The 16,327-nt window shown below is 62.9% G+C and carries 16 protein-coding genes and 1 pseudogene; 15 read left to right on the top strand and 2 right to left on the bottom strand.

Annotation, left to right across the window (positions count from 1 at the left end; genetic code table 11):
- The first annotated feature begins 100 nt into the window (after positions 1–100).
- The 4 genes and pseudogenes from BV82_RS24980 (at position 101) to BV82_RS26810 (ending at position 2,710) form a co-directional block, all read left to right on the top strand.
- Positions 101–331 (top strand): hypothetical protein, encoded by a 231-nt coding sequence (locus BV82_RS24980; RefSeq protein WP_010221350.1) that lies wholly within the window; start codon positions 101–103, stop codon positions 329–331.
- Positions 328–630: a cell division protein ZapA gene (locus tag BV82_RS24975; RefSeq protein ID WP_010221351.1), complete on the top strand. Its 303-nt coding sequence runs from the start codon at positions 328–330 to the stop codon at positions 628–630. Before BV82_RS24980 ends, BV82_RS24975 begins: the two co-directional genes overlap by 4 nt.
- Before the next feature lie 142 nt (positions 631–772).
- Positions 773–1,849 (top strand): annotated as a pseudogene (locus BV82_RS26815) (cache domain-containing protein); the annotation flags it as partial.
- Positions 1,850–1,972: 123 nt separating this feature from the next.
- Positions 1,973–2,710, top strand: a complete 738-nt coding sequence (locus BV82_RS26810; protein WP_374045288.1) for a methyl-accepting chemotaxis protein — start codon at positions 1,973–1,975, stop codon at positions 2,708–2,710.
- A 90-nt stretch (positions 2,711–2,800) separates the two neighbouring features.
- Here BV82_RS26810 and BV82_RS24965 read toward each other — a convergent pair whose 3' ends face one another.
- Positions 2,801–3,841 (bottom strand): threonine aldolase family protein, encoded by a 1,041-nt coding sequence (locus tag BV82_RS24965; protein WP_036995018.1) that lies wholly within the window; start codon positions 3,839–3,841, stop codon positions 2,801–2,803.
- A 254-nt stretch (positions 3,842–4,095) separates the two neighbouring features.
- Between BV82_RS24965 and glyA the strand changes: the two genes are divergently transcribed.
- The 7 genes from glyA to fdhA all read left to right on the top strand — a co-directional run bounded on the left by glyA (position 4,096) and on the right by fdhA (position 12,994).
- Positions 4,096–5,349 carry a serine hydroxymethyltransferase gene (glyA, locus tag BV82_RS24960; protein WP_010221354.1) on the top strand — a complete coding sequence of 418 codons (1,254 nt, stop codon included), beginning with the start codon at positions 4,096–4,098 and terminating at the stop codon, positions 5,347–5,349.
- Between the two features lie 20 nt (positions 5,350–5,369).
- A complete protein-coding gene (locus BV82_RS24955) occupies positions 5,370–6,620 on the top strand; it encodes a sarcosine oxidase subunit beta family protein (protein ID WP_010221355.1) in 1,251 nt (416 codons plus the stop codon).
- Positions 6,621–6,634: 14 nt separating this feature from the next.
- Positions 6,635–6,964, top strand: a complete 330-nt coding sequence (locus BV82_RS24950; protein ID WP_010221356.1) for a sarcosine oxidase subunit delta — start codon at positions 6,635–6,637, stop codon at positions 6,962–6,964.
- A complete protein-coding gene (locus BV82_RS24945; protein ID WP_010221357.1) occupies positions 6,961–9,978 on the top strand; it encodes a sarcosine oxidase subunit alpha in 3,018 nt (1,005 codons plus the stop codon). The genes BV82_RS24950 and BV82_RS24945 overlap by 4 nt, the downstream gene beginning before the upstream one ends.
- 137 nt (positions 9,979–10,115) lie before the next feature.
- Entirely contained in the window at positions 10,116–10,748 is a 633-nt protein-coding gene (locus BV82_RS24940) for a sarcosine oxidase subunit gamma (RefSeq protein WP_036995019.1), read from the top strand.
- Between the two features lie 11 nt (positions 10,749–10,759).
- Entirely contained in the window at positions 10,760–11,617 is an 858-nt protein-coding gene (gene purU / locus BV82_RS24935; RefSeq protein WP_010221360.1) for a formyltetrahydrofolate deformylase, read from the top strand.
- A gap of 177 nt (positions 11,618–11,794) precedes the next feature.
- Positions 11,795–12,994 carry a formaldehyde dehydrogenase, glutathione-independent gene (fdhA, locus tag BV82_RS24930; protein WP_010221361.1) on the top strand — a complete coding sequence of 400 codons (1,200 nt, stop codon included), beginning with the start codon at positions 11,795–11,797 and terminating at the stop codon, positions 12,992–12,994.
- Between the two features lie 65 nt (positions 12,995–13,059).
- Here the strand turns inward: fdhA and BV82_RS24925 are convergent, their stop codons facing one another.
- Positions 13,060–13,515, bottom strand: a complete 456-nt coding sequence (locus BV82_RS24925; protein ID WP_036995020.1) for an REP-associated tyrosine transposase — start codon at positions 13,513–13,515, stop codon at positions 13,060–13,062.
- A gap of 478 nt (positions 13,516–13,993) precedes the next feature.
- Between BV82_RS24925 and BV82_RS24920 the strand changes: the two genes are divergently transcribed.
- The 4 genes from BV82_RS24920 to BV82_RS24905 all read left to right on the top strand — a co-directional run bounded on the left by BV82_RS24920 (position 13,994) and on the right by BV82_RS24905 (position 16,326).
- Positions 13,994–14,299, top strand: a complete 306-nt coding sequence (locus tag BV82_RS24920) for a DUF3077 domain-containing protein (RefSeq protein WP_010221363.1) — start codon at positions 13,994–13,996, stop codon at positions 14,297–14,299.
- Between the two features lie 173 nt (positions 14,300–14,472).
- Positions 14,473–15,039: a DUF2780 domain-containing protein gene (locus tag BV82_RS24915; protein ID WP_036995021.1), complete on the top strand. Its 567-nt coding sequence runs from the start codon at positions 14,473–14,475 to the stop codon at positions 15,037–15,039.
- A gap of 71 nt (positions 15,040–15,110) precedes the next feature.
- Complete coding sequence (locus BV82_RS24910; protein WP_010221365.1) at positions 15,111–15,539, top strand: DUF350 domain-containing protein; 429 nt, start codon at positions 15,111–15,113, stop codon at positions 15,537–15,539.
- 16 nt (positions 15,540–15,555) lie between these two features.
- A complete protein-coding gene (locus BV82_RS24905) occupies positions 15,556–16,326 on the top strand; it encodes a DUF1190 domain-containing protein (RefSeq protein ID WP_010221366.1) in 771 nt (256 codons plus the stop codon).
- Position 16,327: the final 1 nt, after the last annotated feature.

Genomic DNA, 16,327 nt, shown 5'->3' with positions numbered 1-16,327 from the left:
AATCTGCACCAGGCCGACGCGTCTAAACCCGATATCCCTGGCGAGCACGCGGACTTTTCTTTATCGTGTGCGCCCCCTGAAACACCCCGAGAAGGCAATCATGTTGGAAACTTCCCTTAGTCAACTGGAGCAACTGGTCAGCGACCTGGTGCAGAAGAATCAGGAACTGACCGAGCGCAACGCGCAGATCAGCGCCGAACTGGCCCAGGCCAAAGACGAAAACGACAGCCTGCAACTGAGCCTGCTGGAGCAGGAAGAAAAGCAGGGCGCTACCGCCGCACGCATCCAGGCCCTGGTTGAGCGTGCCAGCGTTGGTACCGTGAACGCATGAGAACCTCAGCGCAGCCGATCAATGTCGTGTCGATCCTCGGCAGCGATTATTCGATCAAGGCCCCCGAAGGCCAGGAGCAGGCGCTGGCGCAAGCAGTGCAAATGCTCAATGCTTCATTGGCCGATACCAAGCGTAAATACCCGACCCTGATCGGTGACAAGCTGCTGGTACTGGCAGCCCTCAACCTGTGCTCGCAGCAGATCGAACTGCAACAGCAGCACCAGCAGGCCCTCGACCGTTACCAAGAGCAAGTCAACGCCACGGTCGATGTGATTGCCCGGACCATCAGTAACAGCTGATCGCGTCAAACCCCTCGCTAGACCTTTTTGCCAGCTCACCACCTTCGGGAGGGTGGGCCGGCATTGCTGTGGATTGTATTTCCTGTTGTATACAATTGGCCTGTCTCTTGCACTACAGGGCTTATTTACCCAGGGGAAATACATGCAGTTCTGGCGGCGCAGTATCCAGTGGCAATTGATCGCAAGCATGGGCGCAGCGCTGTTGCTGAGCATTCTGATCGTGGTCGGCATCTACAGCGTGGCGGTCAATCGGCTGACCGAGCGTTACCTGGTCGACACCGCCTTGCCGGCGAGCATTGAGGCGATTCGTAACGACATCGAACGCATGCTTGGCCGACCGTTGACGGCGGCGGCCGACATTGCCAACAACACGTTGCTGCGCGATTGGCTGGCGGCGGGGGAAGACAGCGCCCAGGCGCCGCAATTTATCGAGTACCTCGAAGCCCTGCGCAAACAGAACCATGCCTTTACCGCGTTGTTTGCCGCTACAGCGAGCAACCACTATTACAACGAGAAAGGCCTGGACCGCACCCTCAGCCGCAGCAACCCGGCGGATAAGTGGTTTTTCGGCTTTATCGACAGTGGCAACCCGCGCCTGCTGAACATCGACACCGACGGCAGCACCGGCGAACTGGCGCTGTTCATCGACTATCGGGTGGAGAAAGCCGGCCAACTGGTGGGTATCGCCGGGCTTGGCCTGCGTATGACCGAACTCTCCGAATTGATCCACAACTTCAGCTTCGGCGAACGTGGGCGGGTGATGCTGGTGCGCGGCGACGGTTTGATCCAGGTGCATCCGCAGTCGGCGTTCAGCGGTAAGAAGCAGCTTGCCGAGCAGATCGGTGGCGAGGCTGCCAAGGTGGTCCTGAGCCGTGAACAGGGCCTGCACAGTAGCCGCTTCGAGCGCGATGGCGAGGGCTATCTGGCCCTCAGCCTACCGCTGCGTGACCTCAACTGGACCCTGGTCGCCGAGGTGCCAGAAGCACAGATCTATGCCCAGGTGCGTGAGACCGTCTGGCTGACTAGCCTGATTGGTGCAGCGGTCGCGCTGGTATCGCTGTTGCTGGTGGTGCTGCTGGCACGCGGCATCGTCCGTCCCATCCGCCGCGTGACCGGCGCCTTGATGGCCATCGGCAATGGCGGCGGCGACCTGACCCAGCGCCTGGACGAAAACCGCGCTGACGAGCTGGGCGACCTGGCCCGTGGTTTCAACCGTTTTCTCGACAGCCAGCGTGACTTGATCGGCGAAGTGTTGAACACCAGCGAACGCTTGCGCGCGTCGGTGGCGCAAGTGACGCAAGTGGTGGACAACACCGCCGAACGCTCCGGCCGCCAGCAGGAAATGACCGAAATGGTCGCCACTGCCGTGCATGAGATGGGCCTGACCGTTCAAGACATAGCGCAGAATGCTGGCAACGCCGCCGTGGCGTCGGAAACCGCGCGCAGCGAAGCGCTGCAGGCCCGCGAAGTGGTGCGCCGCTCAATTGCCCATATCGAGGGCATGTCCGACGAGATTGGCCAGGCGGCCAGTGCGGTGAGTGAACTGGCGACGGAAGTCGCCTCGATTGACGAAGTCTTGGCGGTGATCCGCAGCATCTCCGAGCAGACCAACCTGCTGGCGCTCAACGCGGCCATCGAGGCGGCGCGGGCGGGCGAGATGGGCCGCGGCTTTGCCGTGGTCGCTGACGAAGTACGGACCCTGGCGCGGCGTACCCAGGTATCCACCGATCAAGTGCAGCAGATGATCCTGCGCCTCAAGCATGGCGCGGGCAGTGCGGTCGCGTCGATGCAGGCCGGCCAGGCAGCGACCGGAACGGGGGTGGAGTCGAGCCAGCAGACCGGCGCTTCGCTGGGCACCATCACCGATCAGGTCGAGCACATCAGTGACATGAACCATCAGGTGGCGACGGCGACCGAAGAGCAGTCGGCGGTCACCGAGGAGATCAACCGCACCGTGCAGGGGATATCCGACCTGGCGCGGGAGACGGCGGTGGATGTGCAGGGCTGTCGGCAGGAGTGTCAGGCACTACGCGGCTTGGCCGATGATCTGGCGCGGCAGATGGGTGGGTTCAGGCTTTAAATCGGGGGTGAGTTCATCGCTGGCAAGCCAGCTCCCACAAGTAAGGTGCATGCCGTACCTGTGGGAGCCGGCTTGCCGGCGATGGCGTCGTCAGGCGCCCATTACCGCACGAATATCCGCCGCCAGCTCACGTACCCGCGCTTCTTCGGTGTCCCACGAGCACATGAACCGCGCACCACCGCTACCGATAAAGGTGTAGAAACGCCAGCCCTTGTTGCGCAAGGCTTCCAGCGCCGGTTCCGACATCTGCAGGAACACGCCGTTGGCCTCCACCGGGAACATCAGCTCAACCCCTGGCACATCGCGCACCAGCTCGCAGAGCAATTGCGCGCAGCGGTTGGCATGCACGCCATGGCGCAGCCAGGCGCCGTCTTCCAGCAGGCCGACCCAGGGCGCCGAGAGGAAGCGCATCTTCGATGCCAGTTGCCCAGCCTGCTTGCAGCGGTAGTCGAAGTCTTCGGCCAGCTGGCGGTTGAAGAACAGGATCGCCTCGCCCACCGCCATGCCGTTCTTGGTGCCGCCAAAGCACAGCACATCGACCCCGGATTTCCAGGTCAGCTCAGCCGGCGTGCCGCCAAGGAATGCGCAGGCGTTGCTGAAGCGCGCGCCGTCCATGTGCAGGTTCAGGCCCAGTTCCTTGCAGGTGGCGCTGATCGCCTTGAGTTCGTGCGGGCGATAGACGCTACCGACCTCGGTGGCCTGGGTGATGGTCACCACGCGCGGTTTGGGGTAGTGGATGTCCTGGCGCTTGAGCGCCACTTCGCGGATCGAGTCGGGGGTCAGCTTGCCGGCTTCGCTGCGTGCGGTAAGCAGCTTGGAGCCGTTGGAGAAGAACTCCGGCGCACCGCATTCGTCGGTCTCGACGTGGGCGGTCTCCGAGCAGATCACGCTGTGATAGCTCTGGCACAGCGACGACAGCGCCAGCGAGTTGGCCGCGGTGCCGTTGAAGGCGAAGAACACTTCGCAGTCGGTTTCGAACAGTTTGCGGAAATACTCCGAGGCGCGTGCCGTCCATTGGTCGTCGCCGTAGGCGCGCTCATGGCCCTGGTTGGCTTTTTCCATGGCGGCCCAGGCTTCCGGGCAGATACCTGAGTAGTTGTCGCTGGCGAATTGCTGGCTTTGATCTGTCATGACACTTTCCTGTGAACGACGCAGGTGAGCACTCTAAACCAAGTTCCGGGTGGCCGCCTATCGCTGGCAAGCCAGCTCCCACAGTGACCGTGTGGGAGCTGGCTTGCCAGCGATGCAGGCGACATCGGCCCCCATGTCGTAAACGCACCTTTGCGTGGCGTCCGTAGGCATCTGGGCTGTCTGCGTCGGTCATACCATCGCTGAAAAGGGCAATTGCCCGACAAGAACCGATGCCGCTGCCGGGAGAAACTGCGATGTTCAGCAAGCAAGACCAGATCCAGGGTTACGACGATGCACTGCTGGCGGCGATCAATGCCGAAGAGCAACGCCAGGAAGATCACATCGAGTTGATCGCCTCGGAAAACTACACCAGCAAGCGTGTCATGCAGGCCCAGGGCAGCGGCCTGACCAATAAATACGCCGAAGGCTACCCGGGCAAGCGCTATTACGGCGGTTGCGAGCATGTGGATAAAGTCGAGCAACTGGCCATCGACCGCGCCAAGCAGTTGTTCGGCGCCGATTACGCCAACGTCCAACCGCATTCCGGCTCCTCGGCCAACAGCGCCGTGTACCTGGCCCTGCTGCAGGCTGGCGACACCATTCTGGGCATGAGCCTGGCCCACGGCGGCCATCTGACCCACGGTGCCAAGGTGTCGTCCTCGGGCAAGCTGTACAACGCCGTGCAGTACGGCATCGACACCAGCACCGGGCTGATCGACTACGACGAAGTCGAGCGCCTGGCGGTTGAGCACAAGCCGAAGATGATCGTCGCCGGGTTCTCGGCCTACTCGAAAACCCTCGATTTCCCACGCTTTCGTCAGATTGCCGACAAAGTCGGTGCCTACCTGTTCGTCGACATGGCTCACGTTGCCGGTCTGGTGGCCGCTGGCCTGTACCCCAACCCGCTGCCGTACGCTGACGTGGTCACCACCACCACCCACAAGACCCTGCGCGGCCCGCGCGGCGGCCTGATCCTGGCGCGCAGCAACGAAGAGATCGAGAAAAAACTCAACGCCGCTGTATTCCCCGGCGCCCAGGGCGGCCCGCTGATGCACGTGATCGCTGCCAAGGCGGTGTGCTTCAAGGAAGCGCTGGAGCCTGGCTTCAAGACCTATCAGCAGCAAGTGATCGACAACGCCCAGGCCATGGCCGAGGTGTTCGTCAAGCGTGGCTATGACGTGGTCTCCGGCGGTACCGACAACCACCTGTTCCTGGTCAGCCTGATTCGCCAGGGCCTGACCGGTAAAGATGCCGACGCCGCCCTGGGCCGCGCCCACATCACCGTCAACAAGAACGCCGTGCCCAACGACCCACAGTCGCCGTTCGTCACCTCCGGCCTGCGGATCGGCACCCCGGCGGTCACCAGCCGCGGCTTCAAGGTCAGCCAGTGCGTGGAACTGGCTGGTTGGATCTGCGACATCCTCGATAACCTCGGTGATGCCGATGTCGAGGCCGATGTTGCGAAGAACGTGTCGGCACTCTGTGCAGATTTTCCGGTTTACCGCTGAGTGGTCCAGGAGTAAAGACTATGCAACGTTACTCAGGCTTCGGCCTCTTCAAGCACTCGCTCAGCCACCACGAAAACTGGCAGCGCATGTGGCGCACGCCCACCCCGAAAAAAGTCTACGACGTGGTCATCGTCGGTGGTGGCGGGCACGGCCTGGCCACCGCCTACTACCTGGCCAAGGAACATGGCATCACCAACGTGGCAGTGGTCGAGAAGGGCTGGCTGGGTGGCGGCAACACCGCGCGCAACACCACCATCGTCCGCTCCAACTACCTGTGGGACGAGTCGGCGCACCTGTATGAGCATGCGATGAAGCTCTGGGAAGGGCTGTCGCAGGACATCAACTACAACGTGATGTTCTCCCAGCGCGGTGTCTACAACCTGTGCCACACCTTGCAAGACATGCGTGATTCCGAGCGCCGGGTCAGTGCCAACCGTCTCAACGGTGTCGATGGCGAGCTGCTCAACGCCCGGCAGGTGGCCGAAGAGATCCCTTACCTGGACTGCTCGAAGAACACCCGCTACCCGATCATCGGTGCCACCGTGCAACGGCGCGGCGGCGTTGCCCGTCACGACGCCGTGGCCTGGGGCTTTGCCCGCGCCGCCGACGCCCTGGGCGTGGACCTGATCCAGCAAACCGAAGTGATCGGCTTTCGCAAGGAAAACGGCGTGGTCATCGGGGTCGAGACCAACAAGGGCTTTATCGGCGCCAAGCGTGTTGGCGTGGTCACGGCCGGTAACTCCGGACACATGGCCAAGCTCGCCGGCTTCCGCTTGCCGATCGAGTCGCATCCGCTGCAGGCACTGGTGTCCGAGCCGCTCAAGCCAATCATCGACAGCGTGATCATGTCCAACGCCGTGCATGGTTACATCAGCCAGTCGGACAAGGGCGACCTGGTCATCGGCGCCGGTATCGACGGCTGGGTCGGCTATGGCCAGCGCGGTTCGTACCCGGTGATCGAGCACACCCTGCAGGCCATCGTCGAAATGTTCCCGATCCTCTCGCGGGTACGCATGAACCGCCAGTGGGGCGGCATCGTCGACACCACGCCGGACGCCTGCCCGATCATCTCCAAGACCCCGGTGAAGAACATGTTCTTCAACTGCGGCTGGGGCACCGGCGGCTTCAAGGCCACCCCGGGCTCGGGCAACGTGTTTGCCGCAAGCCTGGCCAAGGGCGAAATGCACCCGCTGGCCAAACCCTTTTCCATTGACCGTTTCCACAACGGTGCACTGATCGACGAACACGGCGCCGCCGCTGTCGCCCACTAACAGGAGAAATCCCCATGTTGCATATCTTCTGTCCCCACTGCGGCGAGCTGCGCTCCGAAGAGGAGTTCCATGCCGCAGGCCAGGCGCACATTCCCCGGCCGCTGGACCCCAACGCCTGCTCCGACGAGGAGTGGGGCGACTACATGTTCTTCCGCGACAACCCCCGCGGCCTGCACCACGAGCTGTGGATTCACGCCGCCGGTTGCCGCCAGTACTTCAATGCCACGCGTGACACGCTGACCTACGAAATTCTGGAAACCTATCCGATCGGCGCCACGCCGCAGGTCACCGGCAAAAGCACCAGCCCGCAGTTGGCAGTCAGTGGTCAGGGAGAAAAGGTATGAGCCAGGTCTATCGCCTGTCCAATGGTGGTCGCATCGACCGCAGCAAGGTTTTGAACTTCACCTTCAACGGCCAGACCTACCAGGGTTTTGCCGGTGACACCCTGGCCGCGGCACTGCTGGCCAACGGCGTCGACATCGTCGGGCGCAGCTTCAAGTACTCGCGCCCCCGCGGGATCATCGCCGCAGGCTCCGAAGAGCCCAACGCCATCCTGCAGATCGGCGCCACCGAAGCCACCCAGGTGCCCAACGTGCGCGCCACCCAGCAGGCGCTGTACGCCGGCCTGGTCGCCACCAGCACCAACGGCTGGCCGAATGTGAACAACGACGTCATGGGCATTCTCGGCAAGGTCGGCGGCAAGCTGATGCCGCCGGGCTTCTACTACAAGACGTTCATGTACCCGCAGTCGTTCTGGATGACCTACGAGAAGTACATCCGCAAAGCCGCAGGCCTTGGCCGGGCGCCGCTGGAAAACGACCCGGACAGCTACGACTACATGAACCACCACTGCGACGTACTGGTGGTGGGCGCAGGCCCTGCTGGCCTGGCCGCAGCATTGGCCGCTGGCCGCAGCGGCGCGCGGGTGATCCTCGCCGATGAACAGGAAGAGTTCGGCGGCAGCCTGCTCGACAGCCGTGAAACCCTCGATGGCAAACCGGCCGCCGACTGGGTCGCGGCAGTCGTGGCCGAGCTCAAGGAATTGCCGGAAGTCACCCTGTTGCCGCGGGCGACGGTCAACGGCTACCACGACCACAACTTCCTCACCATTCACGAGCGTCTGACTGACCACCTCGGTGATCACGCGCCGATCGGCCAGGTGCGTCAGCGCATGCACCGGGTACGCGCCAAGCGTGTGGTGCTGGCGACCGGCGCCCATGAGCGGCCGCTGGTGTATGGCAACAACGATGTGCCGGGCAACATGCTTGCCGGTGCGGTATCGACCTACGTGCGCCGTTACGGCGTGGCGCCGGGGCGCAAGCTGGTGCTGTCGACCAACAACGACCATGCCTATCGCGTGGCCCTGGACTGGCACGACGCCGGCCTGAAAGTGGTCGCCGTCGCCGATGCCCGCCACAACCCACGTGGTTCACTGGTAGAGGAGGCGCGGGCCAAAGGCATCCGCATCCTGACCTCCAGCGCGGTGATCGAGTCCCGTGGCAGCAAGCACGTCACCGCTGCCCGTGTGGCCGCCATCGACGTCAAAACCCATAAAGTCACCAGCCCCGGCGAGTGGCTGGACTGCGACCTGGTGGCGACCTCCGGCGGCTACAGCCCGGTGGTGCACCTGGCTTCGCACCTGGGCGGCAAGCCGATCTGGCGTGAAGACATCCTCGGTTTCGTGCCGGGTGAAGCGCCGCAGAAACGTGTGTGCGTGGGCGGCATCAACGGTGTGTTCGCCCTCGCCGACACCCTCGCCGATGGTTTTGAAGGCGGCGTGCGCGCCGCCACCGAAGCCGGCTTCAAGGCCGCGCTGGGGGTGATCCCGAAAGTCCTGGCGCGTCAGGAAGAGCCCACGGTGGCGCTGTTCCAAGTGCCCCACGACAAGAACACCGCACGGGCGCCGAAGCAGTTCGTCGACCAGCAGAACGACGTCACCGCCGCGGCCATCGAACTGGCCACCCGCGAAGGCTTCGAGTCGGTCGAGCACGTCAAGCGCTACACCGCCCTGGGCTTTGGTACCGACCAGGGCAAGCTCGGCAACATCAACGGCCTGGCGATTGCCGCCCGCTCCATGGGCATCACCATCCCGGAAATGGGCACCACCATGTTCCGCCCCAACTACACGCCGATCACCTTCGGTGCGGTGGCGGGCCGGCACTGTGGCCACCTGTTCGAGCCCGTGCGCTTTACCGCCCTGCATGCCTGGCATGTGAAGAACGGCGCCGAGTTCGAAGACGTTGGCCAGTGGAAGCGCCCGTGGTACTTCCCGCGCAACGGCGAAGACATTCATGCCGCCGTGGCCCGTGAATGCAAGGCGGTGCGTGACAGCGTCGGCCTGCTCGATGCCTCGACCCTGGGCAAGATCGACATCCAGGGGCCGGACGCGCGTGAATTCCTCAACCGCATCTACACCAACGCCTGGACCAAGCTCGACGTCGGCAAGGCCCGCTACGGCCTGATGTGCAAGGAAGACGGCATGGTCTTTGACGACGGCGTCACCGCCTGCGTCGGCGATAACCACTTCATCATGACCACTACCACCGGTGGCGCGGCGCGGGTGTTGCAGTGGCTGGAGATCTACCAGCAGACCGAATGGCCAGACTTGAAGGTGTACTTCACCTCGGTCACCGACCACTGGGCGACCCTGACCCTGTCGGGCCCCAACAGCCGCAAGCTGCTCAGCGAAGTGACCGATATCGACCTGGACAAGGACGCCTTCCCGTTCATGACCTGGAAGGAAGGCCTGGTCGGCGGTGTGCCGGCGCGGGTGTTCCGCATTTCGTTCACTGGCGAGCTGTCGTACGAAGTCAACGTCCAGGCCAACTACGCCATGGGCGTGCTGGAGAAGATCGTCGCTGCCGGCAAGCAATACAACTTGACTCCGTACGGCACCGAAACCATGCACGTACTGCGGGCCGAGAAGGGCTTCATCATCGTCGGCCAGGACACTGACGGCTCGATGACCCCGGACGACCTCAACATGGGCTGGTGTGTCGGCCGTACCAAACCGTTCTCGTGGATCGGCTGGCGCGGGATGAACCGCGAAGATTGCGTGCGCGAGAACCGCAAGCAACTGGTCGGGCTCAAGCCGGTCGACCCGAACACATGGCTGCCCGAAGGCGCGCAACTGGTGTTTGACCCGAAACAACCGATCCCGATGGACATGGTCGGTCACGTTACTTCCAGCTACGCCAGCAACTCCCTGGGGTATTCGTTCGCCATGGGCGTGGTCAAGGGCGGGCTCAAGCGCATCGGCGAGCGGGTCTACTCGCCCCAGGCCGATGGCAGCGTGATCGAGGCGGAGATCTGTTCTTCGGTGTTCTTCGATCCGAAGGGCGAGCGGCAGAACATCTAACGCAAGGTTGATGCAGTACCTGTGGGAGCGGGCTTGCCCGCGATGCAAGGCGAAGCCTTGCGGGGCTCCCATCGCTGGCAAGCCAGCTCCCACAGGGATCGCGTTACCAGGTCCACAGAATTCAAGGCAGGTGTGTAATGAGCACGATCAACGTCTACCAGCAACGCCCCGGCAACGACGCCAAGGCTGAAACACCACTGCACCATGCCGACCTGCCCAGCCTGGTCGGCAAGGGCCGCAAGAACGCCGGGGTGACCCTGCGCGAGAAAAAACTCCTCGGCCACCTGACCATTCGTGGCGATGGCAAGGATCCGGCCTTCGCCGGCGGCGTGTTCAAGGCCCTGGGCCTGGAGCTGCCGGTGGCCCTGACCGTGGTCGCCAACGGCGAGACATCGCTGCAATGGCTGGGCCCGGATGAGTGGCTGCTGATCGTTCCCGGCGGCGAGGAATTTGCCGTCGAGCAAAAACTGCGCGATGCCCTCGATGGCCTGCACATTCAAATCGTCAACGTCAGCGGCGGGCAAACCCTGCTGGAACTGAGCGGCCCCAACGTGCGCGACGTGCTGATGAAATCCACCAGCTATGATGTCCATCCAAATAACTTCCCGGTGGGCAAGGCAGTCGGCACGGTGTTCGCCAAGTCGCAACTGGTGATCCGCCGTACCGGTGAAGAAACCTGGGAGCTGCTGATCCGCCGCAGTTTCTCCGATTACTGGTGGCTGTGGCTGCAGGACGCCTCTGCCGAGTATGGCCTGAGCATTCAGGCCTAAGGAGCAATGCCATGAGTCGTGCACCGGACACCTGGATTCTCACCGCCGACTGCCCCAGCTTGCTCGGAACGGTGGACGTGGTGACGCGCTACCTGTACGAGCAGCACTGCTACGTCACCGAGCATCATTCGTTCGATGACCGACTGTCCGGGCGCTTCTTCATTCGCGTGGAGTTCCGCCAGCCGGATGACTTCGACGAGGCCAGCTTTCGCGCAGGGCTTGCCGAGCGGGGCGATGCGTTCGGCATGCTGTTCGAGCTGACCGCACCCAAGCACCGGCCGAAAGTGGTGATCATGGTGTCCAAGGCCGATCACTGCCTCAACGACCTGCTCTATCGCCAGCGTATCGGCCAGTTGAGCATGGACGTGGTGGCGGTGATTTCCAACCACCCGGACCTCGAGCCCCTGGCCCACTGGCACCGTATTCCCTATTACCACTTTGCCCTCGAGCCTCATGACAAACCGGCGCAGGAGCGCAAGGTGCTGCAGGTGATCGAGGCGTCCGGCGCGGAGCTGGTGATCCTTGCCCGCTACATGCAGGTGCTGTCGCCAGAGCTGTGCCGCAAGCTCGACGGCTGGGCGATCAACATCCATCACTCGCTGCTGCCCGGCTTCAAGGGCGCCAAGCCGTATCACCAGGCCTACAACAAGGGCGTGAAACTGGTGGGCGCCACCGCGCACTACATCAACAACGACCTCGACGAAGGCCCGATCATCGCCCAGGGCGTCGAGGCGGTGGATCACAGCCATTATCCCGAAGACCTGATTGCCAAGGGCCGCGATATCGAGTGCCTGACCTTGGCGCGGGCGGTGGGGTATCACATTGAGCGGCGGGTTTTCCTCAACGCCAACAGAACGGTAGTGCTCTGACGGCCGCCATCGCTGGCAAGCCAGCTCCCACAGGTACTGCATACACCGGACCTGTGGGAGCTGGCTTGCCAGCGATGAGGCCCTCGAGTCGGAACAAAGATTCCAGTAACACAGCGCCGCCCCCGGGCAGCGCACTTTGCACCGCTACATAACAACAAACTTTAGCGAGGTAAAAGCATGTCTGGTAATCGTGGTGTGGTGTATCTCGGCGCTGGCAAGGTCGAGGTGCAGAAGATTGACTACCCGAAAATGCAGGACCCGCGCGGTCGCAAGATCGAGCACGGGGTGATTCTGCGGGTGGTCTCCACCAACATCTGTGGCTCCGACCAGCACATGGTCCGTGGCCGTACCACCGCCCAGGTCGGTCTGGTCCTGGGCCATGAAATTACCGGCGAGGTGATCGAGAAGGGCAGGGACGTCGAGCACCTGCAAATCGGTGACCTGGTGTCGGTGCCCTTCAACGTTGCCTGCGGCCGCTGCCGCTCGTGCAAAGAGCAACACACCGGCGTCTGCCTCACCGTCAACCCGGCCCGCGCCGGTGGCGCCTACGGCTATGTCGACATGGGTGACTGGACCGGTGGCCAGGCCGAGTACGTGCTGGTGCCGTACGCCGACTTCAACCTGCTGAAACTGCCGAACCGCGACAAGGCCATGGAGAAAATCCGCGATCTGACCTGCCTGTCGGACATCCTCCCCACCGGCTACCACGGTGCGGTGACTGCCGGCGTTGGCCCGGGCAGCTCGGTGTACATTGCCGGTGCCGGCCCGGTGGGCCTGGCTGCCGCTGCTTCGGCGCGCCTGTTGGGCGCTGCGGTGGTGATCGTCGGTGACGTCAATCCGGTACGCCTGGCGCATGCCAAGGCCCAGGGTTTCGAAATTGCCGACCTGTCCCAGGACACCCCGCTGCACGAGCAGATCGCCAACCTGCTGGGCGAGCCGGAAGTCGACTGCGCAGTCGATGCCGTGGGCTTCGAAGCCCGTGGTCACGGCCATGCCGGTGCCAAGCACGAAGCCCCGGCCACCGTGCTCAACTCGCTGATGGGCGTGGTGCGGGTGGCGGGCAAGATCGGTATTCCTGGCCTGTACGTCACCGAAGACCCGGGCGCGGTGGATGCCGCGGCGAAGATCGGTAGCCTGAGCATCCGCTTTGGTCTCGGCTGGGCCAAGTCGCACAGCTTCCACACCGGTCAAACGCCGGTGATGAAGTACAACCGCCAACTGATGCAGGCGATCATGTGGGACCGCATCAACATTGCCGAAGTGGTCGGTGTGCAGGTGATCAGCCTCGATCAGGCGCCTGAAGGCTATGGCGAGTTCGATGCCGGCGTGCCGAAGAAATTCGTCATCGATCCGCACAAGCTGTTCAGCGCCGCCTAAAAACATCGCGGGGCAAGCCCGCTCCCACTGTGCCTGTGGGAGCGGGCTTGCCCCGCGATAGGGTTTCACAGCCAAACCGCATCCCAATGCGGATAATCTCCCAGCCTCTTCACCAGCCCGGCCCGCAGCGGGTTGGCCACCACATAGCGCGCCACCGCGCATACATTCTCTTCCCGACGTAACCCATGATCATGGTACCCAGGCTGCCACAGCCTGCCTTGCAGTGTGCCGAGCTTGTACAGCGCACAGCGGCTGCGTGACTTGAAGCGGCGCATCAGGCAGGCCAAGGAGCCCTGCTGCAGTTCGATCAGCCAGTGCACGTGATCGGGCATCACCACCCAGGCCAAGGTGCGAGCGGCGCCTTCGAGTTGTGCCAGGTGAAACTGCCTGGGAATGCAGCGGGCGGCGTGGAAGTTGTCGAATATTGGCACTCGGTCGCGAGTGATGCTGGTCAGCAGGTACATACGGCCGGGTTCGGAGAAACGACCGCGGCGCAGGCGATGGGAAGCGGGACTGTCCATGTCTTGGCTCCTTGGTTGGTGAATATTCAAGGTAGATGCCGGACGGTGGCGACAGTGGACCCGATTGAATCCTGATGTTGCCAGGACCTTTGTGGGAGCGGGCTTGCCCCGCGATAGAGGTCTGTCAGTCACATCGCATCGCGGGGCAAGCCCGCTCCCACAAAGGTGGGTGGCGGTGTTACTTCTGGATGTTTCCAGGCTGGTTAATTTTGGTCCTAGGAAATAACCTACGCAGTCTGTCGATGCCGTTCTGATTGCCCTTGGAAACTCGGCCTTCTAGGCTCTCCCGATCGCTGTAGGTTCAGCGATCGGGTGTGGAAACCTGAACGGTATTGGTTGCAGTCGTTATGGCGGCTGTGCGCGGGAGACCTTCGGGTCTGCCGGGTTTTCCAATGCCTCGGTTTTCCACCCCGCGTACAGCTGCCACCTTTCGTGTGGAAACGAACGGTGCCAGCCTGACTCGCATTGGATACCGATCATGAAAAAACTTGTCCCAGATCCCCCAGCCTCTCTCTGCTCAACCCTCGAAAAACCTTTCGGCGACTGTGCCGCCGGTCACCCCCAACTCTTTTCTGTAAACGCCGGTATTGCCCCGCATGACGCGCTGGTACATATCGCGTTGTACCTGCGCTGCGCCTATGACACGGGGTACAAGGCTTTTGAAGGGGTTGATGAGTCAGCCAAGGGCTTTCTCTGGTCCACCTTGCACTCGGTGGAGATGGCCAAGGGCTTGGTAGAAGCCTTGCTGGATGCCCTGGAGAACCGGGAGCTGAACCAAATGTAGAACCACGGTGTGGGAGCGGCCGTGCGGCGACCCGACTTGCCCCGCGATAGAGGTCTGTCAGTCACATCGCATCGCGGGGCCAGCCCGCTGCCACCTGGTACAACGGAACAATCCCCCGCCCACAAGGTCCAATCCCTCGTTTTCCCTGCCTTAACGGCTGACGAGGTATTTCGATGAAACGTTTCGCACTGGTCACCCTGATGGCCCTGGCTGCCACTCCGGTTTTCGCAGGCTTCAGCCTCAATGACGCGGCCAATGTCTACAACGCCGCCAAGGGCAACAGCGGCGATGCCGCGGTACAGGCACCCGCTGCTTCGGCGAACCTGCTCAATACCCTCGGCAGCGAACTCAAAATCACCCCCGAACAAGCCATCGGCGGCACCGGCGCCCTGTTGGGCCTGGCCAGGAATCAGCTCAGCAGCGGCGATTACGAGCAGTTGAGCAAAGCCGTACCCGGCCTCGACCTGCTCTCCGGCGAGAAGGCCCTGGGCGGCCTGACTGGCTTGGGCGCGCTGCTGGGCAACAGCGACAAGTCCTCGGCCCTGAGCAATGCGCTGGGCAATGTCAAAGACACCAATGACCTGAACAACGCCTTCAGCGCACTGGGCATGGACACCGGCATGATCGGCCAGTTTGCCCCGCTGATCCTGCAGTACCTCGGCCAGCAAGGCGTCGGCGGCTCGCTGCTGCAGAGCCTGGGCAGCCTGTGGGGCAACGGTGCGAGCGTACCTTCCGTTTAAGGCAGGTATTTGCGCGGGCGGGGCGGTGTGCTATATGTCCCGCCCCGTTTTACAAGGAAGTGTGATTCGCAATGTTCATGGACGCCCTGAAGATGTCGTTGCCTGCCGACGCCGTGCTCGGTTTTGTGGTCTACATGCTCGGCGCCGCCGTGCTGTTCGCCCTCTACGCAATCATCTACACCCGCCTGACTCCCTACAATGAATTGCGCCTGATCCGCGAAGGCAACAATGCCGCGGCTATCGCCCTGGCCGGTGCCCTGATCGGCTTTGCGATTCCGGTGGCCAGCGCCATTTCCCATTCGATTTCCCTGCTCGACTTCCTGCTCTGGGCACTGATCGCCGCGGTGGTGCAGTTGCTGGCGTTCGTGGTGGTCAACCGCTGCGTCAAAGGCATGGCTGAACGGGTTGCCCGCCAGGAGACAGCCTCGGCCATTCTCCTGGCTGCGGTGTCGATCGGCATTGGCTTGCTCAACGCCGCCTGCATGACCCCCGCCGCCTGATCAGGGACGATCGACAATGAAACGCAGCAAAACCATTCGTCTGGTCGCCTTGGGCAGTCTGCCCCTGGTGCTGTCCGCCTGTGGCGACCGGCCAACCAGAATCATCAGCGAAACCAAGCGCTACCAGGACGTCGACTATTGCGTCATGGATGGCGTGCCGCGCCAGGTGTGCCAGCAAGCCTGGGTCGCCGCGCAGAACCACCATGCTGCCAACGTGCCGCGCTTTGTCACGGCCGAGGGCTGTGAAGCGGCCTATTTCAAGTGCGACTACCGGCGCTACGCCAACAACTACATTCCGCCGATGGAAGGCTTTGCCCTGACCACCGAACGCCAGGTGTATGCCGACGATGAGGATGAAGGCAGTAGTAGTTCATCGACCAACAGCTCCTCCTCGAGCGGTGGCTCTGGCGGCGGGCGTCGCTACTACGAGTACACCGATACCGACCCGCGTTACTCGTCCGAAGCGATCTATCACGAGCGGGACGGGCGCAACGCGTTCAAGGTCAGCACCCTGACCGAGCAGGTGGCCCGGCATAACTACTACACCGGCCTGGACACTTCGCACCCGGCCTCACAGCCGTTCAGCGAAGCCGCGCAGCATGCGGCAATGAGTGGCGGCGGGGGCACAGGGGCCAGCAGCGATCCGGCGCACGTGAGCGGCGCCCATCCAACGGTTATCCCCATGGCCCAGCCGAACAGGCTGATCGGCTCGGCGCGGCCGTTCGCGGTTGGCAGCCACAACGGCTTTGTCTCGCGCGCTTCGGGGCGTGGCGGCTTTGCGTCCTGAG

The sequence above is a fragment of the Pseudomonas donghuensis genome (genome assembly GCF_000696345.2).
GTDB lineage: Bacteria > Pseudomonadota > Gammaproteobacteria > Pseudomonadales > Pseudomonadaceae > Aquipseudomonas > Aquipseudomonas donghuensis.
Note: the sequence above shows the minus strand (reverse complement) of the source record. Positions and strands in the feature narration are given on the sequence as shown.

What these genes read in the sequence shown, in the direction of transcription:
- BV82_RS24980 (WP_010221350.1), top strand. Translation starts at nt 101, where the DNA reads ATGTTGGAAACTTCCCTTAGTCAACTGGAGCAACTGGTCAGCGACCTG.
- BV82_RS24975 (WP_010221351.1), top strand. Translation starts at nt 328, where the DNA reads ATGAGAACCTCAGCGCAGCCGATCAATGTCGTGTCGATCCTCGGCAGC.
- BV82_RS26810 (WP_374045288.1), top strand. Translation starts at nt 1,973, where the DNA reads ATGACCGAAATGGTCGCCACTGCCGTGCATGAGATGGGCCTGACCGTT.
- BV82_RS24965 (WP_036995018.1), bottom strand. Translation starts at nt 3,841, where the DNA reads ATGACAGATCAAAGCCAGCAATTCGCCAGCGACAACTACTCAGGTATC.
- glyA (WP_010221354.1), top strand. Translation starts at nt 4,096, where the DNA reads ATGTTCAGCAAGCAAGACCAGATCCAGGGTTACGACGATGCACTGCTG.
- BV82_RS24955 (WP_010221355.1), top strand. Translation starts at nt 5,370, where the DNA reads ATGCAACGTTACTCAGGCTTCGGCCTCTTCAAGCACTCGCTCAGCCAC.
- BV82_RS24950 (WP_010221356.1), top strand. Translation starts at nt 6,635, where the DNA reads ATGTTGCATATCTTCTGTCCCCACTGCGGCGAGCTGCGCTCCGAAGAG.
- BV82_RS24945 (WP_010221357.1), top strand. Translation starts at nt 6,961, where the DNA reads ATGAGCCAGGTCTATCGCCTGTCCAATGGTGGTCGCATCGACCGCAGC.
- BV82_RS24940 (WP_036995019.1), top strand. Translation starts at nt 10,116, where the DNA reads ATGAGCACGATCAACGTCTACCAGCAACGCCCCGGCAACGACGCCAAG.
- purU (WP_010221360.1), top strand. Translation starts at nt 10,760, where the DNA reads ATGAGTCGTGCACCGGACACCTGGATTCTCACCGCCGACTGCCCCAGC.
- fdhA (WP_010221361.1), top strand. Translation starts at nt 11,795, where the DNA reads ATGTCTGGTAATCGTGGTGTGGTGTATCTCGGCGCTGGCAAGGTCGAG.
- BV82_RS24925 (WP_036995020.1), bottom strand. Translation starts at nt 13,515, where the DNA reads ATGGACAGTCCCGCTTCCCATCGCCTGCGCCGCGGTCGTTTCTCCGAA.
- BV82_RS24920 (WP_010221363.1), top strand. Translation starts at nt 13,994, where the DNA reads ATGAAAAAACTTGTCCCAGATCCCCCAGCCTCTCTCTGCTCAACCCTC.
- BV82_RS24915 (WP_036995021.1), top strand. Translation starts at nt 14,473, where the DNA reads ATGAAACGTTTCGCACTGGTCACCCTGATGGCCCTGGCTGCCACTCCG.
- BV82_RS24910 (WP_010221365.1), top strand. Translation starts at nt 15,111, where the DNA reads ATGTTCATGGACGCCCTGAAGATGTCGTTGCCTGCCGACGCCGTGCTC.
- BV82_RS24905 (WP_010221366.1), top strand. Translation starts at nt 15,556, where the DNA reads ATGAAACGCAGCAAAACCATTCGTCTGGTCGCCTTGGGCAGTCTGCCC.